This window comes from Cedecea sp. P7760 (genome assembly GCF_013386425.1).
GTDB lineage: Bacteria > Pseudomonadota > Gammaproteobacteria > Enterobacterales > Enterobacteriaceae > Cedecea > Cedecea selenatireducens.
The window spans coordinates 54,680-63,379 of sequence record NZ_JACARU010000072.1 but is presented as its reverse complement, the minus strand read 5'-3'; the positions used below and the strand labels follow the sequence as shown (position 1 = coordinate 63,379).

Annotated in this window: 9 protein-coding genes; 2 read left to right on the top strand and 7 right to left on the bottom strand. The window is 53.2% G+C overall.

Annotated elements, in window-relative coordinates; translation table 11 throughout:
* Both HX778_RS21955 and HX778_RS21950 read right to left on the bottom strand, forming a co-directional pair.
* Positions 1–1,339, bottom strand: a 1,339-nt coding sequence (locus HX778_RS21955; protein ID WP_176983061.1) for a sensor domain-containing diguanylate cyclase, incomplete at its 3' end; no start/stop codon positions are given.
* A 201-nt stretch (positions 1,340–1,540) separates the two neighbouring features.
* The gene (locus HX778_RS21950) at positions 1,541–1,720 is read right to left on the bottom strand and encodes a YciY family protein (protein ID WP_008454259.1); all 180 of its coding nucleotides are present in this window, start codon (positions 1,718–1,720) and stop codon (positions 1,541–1,543) included.
* A gap of 146 nt (positions 1,721–1,866) precedes the next feature.
* Between HX778_RS21950 and cls the strand changes: the two genes are divergently transcribed.
* Both cls and HX778_RS21940 read left to right on the top strand, forming a co-directional pair.
* On the top strand, positions 1,867–3,327 hold the full coding sequence (gene cls / locus HX778_RS21945) for a cardiolipin synthase (protein ID WP_038482505.1): 1,461 nt from the start codon (positions 1,867–1,869) through the stop codon (positions 3,325–3,327).
* Between the two features lie 37 nt (positions 3,328–3,364).
* Entirely contained in the window at positions 3,365–3,694 is a 330-nt protein-coding gene (locus tag HX778_RS21940) for an HI1450 family dsDNA-mimic protein (RefSeq protein WP_008454257.1), read from the top strand.
* Positions 3,695–3,883: 189 nt separating this feature from the next.
* Here HX778_RS21940 and HX778_RS21935 read toward each other — a convergent pair whose 3' ends face one another.
* Genes HX778_RS21935 through oppB form a run of 5 tightly spaced genes read right to left on the bottom strand, consistent with a single transcriptional unit; the run spans position 3,884 to position 8,648 of the window.
* Positions 3,884–4,729 (bottom strand): ion transporter, encoded by an 846-nt coding sequence (locus HX778_RS21935; protein WP_176983060.1) that lies wholly within the window; start codon positions 4,727–4,729, stop codon positions 3,884–3,886.
* Between the two features lie 51 nt (positions 4,730–4,780).
* Complete coding sequence (gene oppF, locus HX778_RS21930; protein ID WP_038482499.1) at positions 4,781–5,785, bottom strand: murein tripeptide/oligopeptide ABC transporter ATP binding protein OppF; 1,005 nt, start codon at positions 5,783–5,785, stop codon at positions 4,781–4,783.
* Positions 5,782–6,795 (bottom strand): ABC transporter ATP-binding protein, encoded by a 1,014-nt coding sequence (locus tag HX778_RS21925; protein ID WP_176983059.1) that lies wholly within the window; start codon positions 6,793–6,795, stop codon positions 5,782–5,784. Before HX778_RS21925 ends, oppF begins: the two co-directional genes overlap by 4 nt.
* A gap of 11 nt (positions 6,796–6,806) precedes the next feature.
* Positions 6,807–7,715: an oligopeptide ABC transporter permease OppC gene (gene oppC / locus HX778_RS21920; RefSeq protein ID WP_176983066.1), complete on the bottom strand. Its 909-nt coding sequence runs from the start codon at positions 7,713–7,715 to the stop codon at positions 6,807–6,809.
* Between the two features lie 12 nt (positions 7,716–7,727).
* Positions 7,728–8,648, bottom strand: a complete 921-nt coding sequence (gene oppB / locus HX778_RS21915) for an oligopeptide ABC transporter permease OppB (RefSeq protein ID WP_038482493.1) — start codon at positions 8,646–8,648, stop codon at positions 7,728–7,730.
* Positions 8,649–8,700 lie beyond the last annotated feature (52 nt).

Here is an 8,700-nt window from a genome sequence, read left to right as displayed (position 1 = left end):
CCATGGCTTTAACCTGATTACCGGAGAAGTAAATAAAGGCAATTTCTCCCCCGCCGTAACGATAAAGCTTCGCGTAATCGTCCAGCAGCCCCATGCCCATATCAGCGATAACTTTCAAAACCGTGTCGCCAACAAGATGACCGTATCCGTCGTTTATTTTTTTGAAGTTATCAATATCGATAATTCCGAGGCTAAAGGGAGCTTTACGGGTTAATAAATAATTAATATCATTATCAAAGCTTCGACGATTAAGCAGGCCGGTGAGACCATCCGTTAGTGAAGCACTTTTTGCACTTTTAATTTGCTGACTGCTTTCATTAATCTCATTTAAAATTTGCTTATCTACATCATTCTTTAACTCAAGCCGACCAAAGCGCATCATCGAAACGATATCCACGATCATCGATTTGATGGAATGGCGCATAAAGACCCACAACAATGAATAAATGGTCAGGCAGAAGGCGAATGCCACCCAAATAACCCAGACATAGTAGAAGGTGTGCTCATCTATTACTTTATCCTTAACGGTAAAGACGACAAACCAGTCGGGGTTAGAGAAAGAATAATAGTAATAACGCTTGCTGGTGACGTTGTCGTGAAATGAACCAAGTCCGTTGGTCATTCGCTCAATGGCTGCCTGCGGGACAGTCGGGGTGCCTATTGCATCGCTGTCTGCATCCAGGATGGCTCGCCCCTGGCGATCGACAATCGAGAAGTGCCCTTCACTCGGGCTCTCAAGCTGGCGCAGCACGTAGCTCATATTGATCAGATTCAGATCCATAGCAAACACGCCATAGCGCTCGCCTTTATCGTCATGCAGCAGTTTGGCAATCGTCACCACCGGCGATTTATCTATCGCATTAGCATAAATTTGGGAGTAGTTAACAAATGAGTTTTTCGCACTAAGGCGTTCGTACCAGTCTCGCCCCGCTAGAATATAATTACTGTCGACGTAAGATTTGGGGATACTGTTATAACGGCCATCGCGCGTAGCAATAATATACCCTGAAACGACAGGCAGCATTGAGATTGACGTCGTGAGTTTTTTCTCCAGTTCTTCGTCTTCAGACTTGACCAGTGCCTCAACGTAATTGTTATTCAGCATAATAGAGTTTTGCCATAGCGCATTCTCTAAGGTTTTTAGCTGCTGCTCCAGGTAGAACGTTGCAATATTGTGTACAAAACCCTCGTTCTCTTCATTTAATGTGGTTTTCTGGTGATTATAACTTACATAGGAGATTATTGAGCTAAAAACAATTAGCACGGCAACAATAATAACAAACAGAAAGTTAATTCTCCTGGAGTAAGAGAAATCCTTTTTAATTAAATCACTAATCACTTATTCAGACATCCTGGAGATATAAGAAAAATCGCGAGGATTATGACGTTAATTTTTGCCCGGATGATGATCCCGATCATTTTAAAAACAAACTTCCGCCGTTTGGAATGGTAATTTCCGGCCAAAAGGAAGGCTTATTTCCTGGTTTACGCTAATGGAGAGAAGGATTTTTTGATGGGCACCGCACGCGGTGCCCGATGCTTATGCCCAGCGATCGTGGATGGCAAACAGCAATGAATTACGCTGCTGGTTCACCAGGCACTTGCGAATGGCATGAATGCGCATATTGCGCCGTGACTGACTTTCCAGCCAACGCGCCCTGCGTTTTTGCGTTTGACGCTGCATCCGCCAACGCCCGACTTCCGTTCTGCTACGCCTCATTTCTATGACTCAATTTTCCAAAAAAGACGCGCCATTATAGAACCTTCTGCCGGGCAAACCATCCGTTTTGCGTATACTTTTAGTGTTAAGCAATGAAAGTTCTGCGTACACTCTCAACTCTTCGGTTTCAAAAGGATTTTTAAGGCATGACAACCTTCTATACCGTGGTGAGCTGGCTGGTTATTCTCGGCTACTGGCTGCTTATCGCTGGCGTTACGCTACGAATATTGATGAAACGCCGGGCCGTACCTTCGGCAATGGCCTGGCTGCTTATCATCTATATTCTGCCGCTGGTCGGGATTATTGCCTATCTTTCGGTGGGGGAACTGCACCTGGGCAAACGCCGTGCAGAGCGCGCCCGCGCTATGTGGCCTTCAACCGCCAAATGGCTAAAGGACCTGAAGAACTGCAAGCATATCTTCGCCTCAGAAACCAGCGAGGTAGCCAGCTCGCTGTTCCAGCTCTGTGAGCGCCGCCAGGGTATCGCCGGCGTGAAGGGCAATCAGCTACAGCTGCTGACAAGCTCAGATGACACCATGCAGGCGCTGATCCGCGATATTCAGCTAGCGCGCCACAACATCGAGATGGTGTTCTATATCTGGCAGCCTGGCGGCATGGCCGACCAGGTAGCAGAGTCGCTGATGGCCGCAGCTCGTCGTGGTATTCACTGCCGGCTGATGCTGGACTCCGCCGGCAGCGTGGCCTTCTTCCGTAGCCCGTGGGCGAACATGATGCGCAACGCGGGCATCGAAGTTGTCGAGGCGCTAAAAGTTAACCTGATGCGTGTTTTCCTGCGCCGTATGGACCTGCGCCAGCACCGCAAAATGGTGATGATCGATAACTACATTGCCTATACCGGCAGCATGAACATGGTGGATCCTCGTTTCTTCAAGCAGGATGCCAACGTGGGCCAGTGGGTCGACCTGATGGCGCGTATGGAAGGCCCGGTCGCCACCGCAATGGGCATCGTTTACTCCTGCGACTGGGAGATAGAGACCGGCAAACGCATTCTTCCTCCGCCGCCGGATGAAAACATCATGCCGTTTGAAGAAGCGAGCGGTCATACGATCCACACCATTGCCTCTGGCCCTGGCTTCCCGGAGGATTTGATTCATCAGGCGTTGCTTACGTCCGTCTACGCGGCGCGCGAATACCTGATAATGACTACCCCTTACTTCGTGCCGAGTGATGATTTGCTGCATGCGATTTGCACCGCGGCTCAGCGAGGCGTGGACGTCAGCATTATTGTCCCGCGTAAAAACGATTCTCTACTGGTTGGCTGGGCAAGCCGCGCCTTCTTTACCGAACTGCTTGCCGCAGGTGTGAAGATTTATCAGTTTGAAGGTGGCCTGCTGCACACCAAGAGCGTGCTGGTTGACGGCCAGCTAAGCCTGGTGGGCACCGTGAACCTGGATATGCGCAGCCTGTGGCTCAACTTTGAGATTACGCTGGTCATCGATGATGAAGGTTTTGCCGGTGATTTAGCGGCAGTGCAGGACGACTATATTTCCCGTTCACGGCTGTTGGACGCGCATTTATGGCTAAAACGCCCGCTGTGGCAGCGTATGACCGAGCGACTGTTTTACTTCTTTAGTCCGTTGCTGTAAAACGTGGCGCATCAGCACTCGATAAGTGGATGTAGAGATGGAAATGGATCTGAATAACCGCCTGACCGAAGACGAGACTTTAGAGCAGGCGTACGACATATTTCTCGAACTCGCGGGCGATAACCTCGACCCTGCCGACATTATTCTTTTCAATCTGCAGTTCGAGGAGCGCGGCGGTGCTGAGCTGTTTGATCCTGCCGAAGACTGGCAGGAGCACGTCGACTTCGACCTGAACCCGGACTTCTTCGCAGAAGTGGTTATCGGGCTGGCCGACACCGACGGCGGCGAGCTAAACGATATCTTCGCTCGCGTGCTGCTGTGCCGCGAGAAAGACCACAAGCTTTGCCACATCCTGTGGCGTGAGTGATACTGAAGCAATAATCTGACGCGGCCTTCTGGCCGCGTCAGATTGATGACAAACAGCCGAAAAACGTGGTTTTCGACTGTTTGGGGCAAACCAGAGAACATTATTCATTGTTTTTGTTAGACCTGGGCTCGGACTTTTTTAGAGCAATGAACTTTATCAGCAGCCTCACGCGGCCTTCTGGCCGCGTTATTATTTCTCGTTCGGCGGTAAATGCTCCCCACACGTTTTGCAGTAGTGCGCGTTAGCGGCATGATCCTGCTGATGGCATCGCACACACTCCCTCGCCGATCTTCTTCTTTGCATATCCTGTGACATTTGAGCCGTTAAAATCCCGGTAGGGATAGCTATCACCGAATAACCAATCAAAATCAGCAGCGAGGCAACGAAGCGGCCCAGCGCGGTATGCGGCACAATATCGCCGTAGCCGACGGTTGTCACCGTGACTACCGCCCAGTAGACCGCGACGCCCAGGCTGGTAAAGCCGTTAGCCTTCCCTTCTATGCCGTACATCAGCGCGCCCGCCGCGACCATCACAATGGCAATAAACGAGTAGAACAGGATCAGCTGGTTGCTGGCGTTAAGCAGGCTGCGCCACAGGCTTTTGAGCGCCGGCATATAGCGCAGAAGCTTCAGTATGCGCAGCACGCGAATGGCTCGCATGGCTCGCCAGGCAAAATAGTAGTGAATAGCAAATTCGGGCCACAGCCACAGCACATACAGCGGCAGCATGGTCGCCAGGTCAATAATGCCCCAGAAGCTGAACACATAGCGGACAGGTTTAGGCCAGGTCAACACTCGCAGCAGGTATTCGCAGGTGAACAGCAGCGTGAAGATGATTTCCAGCCAGATAAAGAGCTGCCATTCGCCGAACGTGAGCCTCGGGTCGTTCCCTACGCTTGATTCGGTAAATACAACGGCAACGCTGAGCAACGCCAGCAGGCCGCAAAACGCCTCAAACCGGCGCCCGGAACGGGTATTTTGATCAAACAGAAAGCGGTAAAGCAGCGCTCGAAGTGAAGAGATGTTCCCTGACACAGCAATCCTCGCATAAAGAAAGGGCCAGCTCGGTGCTGGCCCCTGGCGAGATTATAGCGGGTCGACCTTCAGACAGGAAACCGCATGGCGGAAACTGCCTTCCAGTACCGGACGCGTTTTGGCGCATTCCGGGCCTGCAATCGGGCAGCGGGTGCGGAACACGCAGCCTGACGGCGGGTTAATTGGCGACGGTAGCTCCCCTTCCAGCAGCTGGATGGTTTTATTTTTTTCCAGATCCGGATCGGGAATTGGTACCGCTGACATCAGCGCTTTGGTGTAAGGATGCAGCGGGTTGTGATAAACCTCGTCATAGGTGCCGAGTTCTACCGCATGGCCCAGGTACATGACCAGAACACGATCGGAGATGTGCTTTACCACCGCGAGATCGTGGGCGATGAAGATAAGCGACAGCCCCATTTCACGCTGCAGCTTCTGCAGCAGGTTAACCACCTGTGCCTGGATAGAAACGTCCAGTGCGGAGACCGGCTCATCACAGATAATGAGTTTAGGCTCCAGGATCAGCGCCCGCGCAATACCGATACGCTGACACTGGCCGCCGGAAAACTCATGCGGGTAGCGGTTAACCAGGTTTGGCAGCAGACCCACTTTCATCATCATCGCCTTCACGCGGTCGCGAACTTCCTGCTTAGGCATTTTTGGATGATAGGTCAGCAGCGGCTCGGCAATAATGTCGCCGATGTTCATGCGCGGGTTCAGCGAGGCCAGAGGATCCTGGAAAATCATCTGAATGTCGCTGCGCACGTTGCGCCACTCTTCCGGCTTCATGCCCAGAAGATCTTTGCCAAGCCAGGCCACGCGCCCCTCGGTCGCTTTCACCAGGCCAATGATGGCGCGGGCAAACGTCGACTTGCCACAGCCGGACTCGCCCACCACGCCGAGGGTCTCCCCTTCGTACAGGCGAAGCGTAACGCCATCAACGGCTTTCAGCGTTTTTGAAGGCTGCCAGAACCATTGCTTACCGTCTTTGATGTCAAAGTGCACCTTCAGGTCAGCGATTTCTAACAGAACTTTTCTCTCTTCCGCAACGGTGCTCATGCTAATTCCTCCACCGGTCTAAAGCAGGCACGCAGGCGGCCATCACCAAACTGCTCCAGTGGCGGAGCACTATTACACGCTTCCATCGCAAACTGGCAGCGAGGCTGGAACGGACATCCCTGCGGCAAACGCAGCAGGTTCGGTGGGTTACCCGGGATGGTGAGCAGAGCCTCACCTTCCGCATCCAGGCGCGGCACCGCGTTCAGCAGGCCAATGGAGTAAGGGTGAACCGGCTTGTAGAACACGTCACGCGCGTTGCCGTATTCCATTGTACGCCCGGCATACATCACCAGCACTTTGTCGCAGATACCGGCCACCACGCCCAGGTCGTGGGTGATCATGATGATCGCCGTGTTGAACTCGCGCTTCAGCTCGTTCAGCAGCGTCATGATCTGCGCCTGAACGGTAACGTCCAGCGCCGTGGTAGGTTCGTCAGCAATCAGCAATTTTGGCCGGCACAGCAGCGCCATCGCAATCATCACGCGCTGACGCATCCCGCCGGAGAATTCATGCGGGAACATGCGCATACGCTTACGCGCTTCCGGCATTTTTACCGCATCCAGCATCCGCACAGACTCTTCAAACGCTTCCGCTTTACCGAGTTTCTTGTGCAGCATCAGCACTTCCATCAGCTGTTCGCCCACGCGCATGTACGGGTTCAGCGAGGTCATTGGATCCTGGAAAATCATCGAGATTTGCTCGGCACGCAGGCGGTTAAGCTGCGATTCCGGCAGGTTCAGGATCTCTTTGCCATTGAATTTAGCGGAGCCGCCAATGCGACCGTTGGCCGCCAGCAGGCCCATCAGAGCAAAGGCAGTCTGCGACTTGCCGGAGCCGGACTCACCCACGATACCGAGGGTTTCACCCGCACGCAGGCTAAAGTTGAGGTCGTTTACCGCCGTGACGTCACCGTCTGGCGTGCCAAAGGTCACGCGCAGATCTTTAACGTCAAGCAATGCCTCAGATTTGTTCAGTGGAGCGGCCACCGGAGAGGTTTCAATCGTACTCATGGAGCAACTCCTTAACGATCTTTCGGGTCGAGGGCATCACGCAGGCCATCGCCGATAAAGTTAAAACAGAACAGCGTAATCACCAGGAAGCCTGCCGGGAACAGCAGCAGCCACGGTGATACCTCCATGGAGTTCGCACCATCACTCAGCAATGCGCCCCAGCTGCTCAAAGGCTCCTGCGTGCCGAGGCCCAGGAAGCTCAGGAAAGATTCGAACAGGATCATACTTGGTACCAGCAGCGAGGCGTAAACCACCACCACGCCCAGTACGTTCGGCACGATGTGACGCAGAACGATGTTAATCGTAGAAACACCGCCCACGTGAGCCGCTTCGATAAACTCTTTGCGTTTCAGGCTCAGGGTCTGGCCGCGCACGATACGCGCCATATCCAGCCAGGACACCATACCGATAGCCACGAAGATAAGCAGGATGTTTTGCCCGAAGAAAGTCACCAGCAGAATCACGAAGAACATGAACGGGAAGGAGTTCAGGATCTCCAGCAGGCGCATCATGACGGAGTCGATTTTACCGCCGAGATAACCGGCCAGGCAGCCGTAAAGCGTCCCAACGATTACCGCAACCAGCGCAGCAGAAATACCGACCATCAGGGAGATACGCCCCCCGATAGCCACGCGCACCAGCAAATCACGGCCCGAAGAGTCAGTACCGAAGTAGTGCCCGGACGCCAGATCGGGTGCGGCCGACATCATGCCCCAGTCGGTATCAAAGTAGCTAAACTGCGACAGGAGCGGCGCAAACGCCACGAACAAAGCAATCACCGTCAGTACGAACAGGCTGGTGATCGCCGCGCGGTTATGGATAAAACGGCGACGCGCATCCTGCCAAAGGCTACGGCCTTCAACTTCCAGTTTTTCACTGAAGTTTTCCAGCGCCTCGCTGTTTTTCTTAGTCAACATTATGGCCACTCCAGCTTAGTAACGGATTTTCGGGTCGATGACGGCATACAGCACGTCGACCACCGCGTTGAACAGAATCGTCAGCGCACCGACCAGAATGGTCAGGCTGAGAACCAGTGAATAGTCACGGTTCAGCGCCCCGTTAACAAACAGCTGTCCGATACCCGGCAAGCCATAAATCGTTTCAATAACCATGGAGCCAGTGATGATCCCAACGAATGCAGGCCCGAGGTACGACAGTACCGGCAGCAGTGCAGGCTTCAGGGCATGACGCAGCACAATACGACGCATCGGCAGGCCTTTAGCGCGCGCGGTGCGGATAAAGTTAGAGTGCAGGACTTCAATCATTGAACCGCGGGTAATACGCGCGATGCTGGCAATGTAAGCCAGAGACAGCGCGATCATCGGCAGTATCATGTACTTCGGCGCGCCCCCGTTCCAGCCGCCACCGGGCAGCCATTTGAGGGTAATCGCGAAGACCAGAACCAGCAACGGAGCCACCACGAAGCTGGGAATGACCACCCCCGTCATGGCAAAGCCCATTACCGTGTAATCCCATTTGGTGTTTTGATTCAGCGCCGCAACCACGCCCGCCGTTACGCCCAGCACAATGGCAAAGATGAAGGCGGCTGCGCCTAATTTAGCGGAAACCGGGAAGCTTGAAGCAACCAGGTCATTGACTGAATAGTCTTTGTATTTAAATGACGGGCCAAAATCCCCGTGCGCCAGCTGTTTTAAATAGCTGAAGTATTGGGTGGTTATCGGATCGTTCAGGTGATACTTCGCTTCGATGTTCGCCATTACTTCTGGCGGCAGCGTACGTTCGCCGGTAAAAGGGCTCCCCGGTGCGAGACGCATCATAAAGAAGGAGATCGTTATAAGAATAAAGAGTGTCGGAATTGCTTCCAGACAACGACGTAGAATAAATTTCAACATTGCCCGTACCTTCTGGCCTGTGCCTTTGCAGTGCGATGTAAATAAGACACGA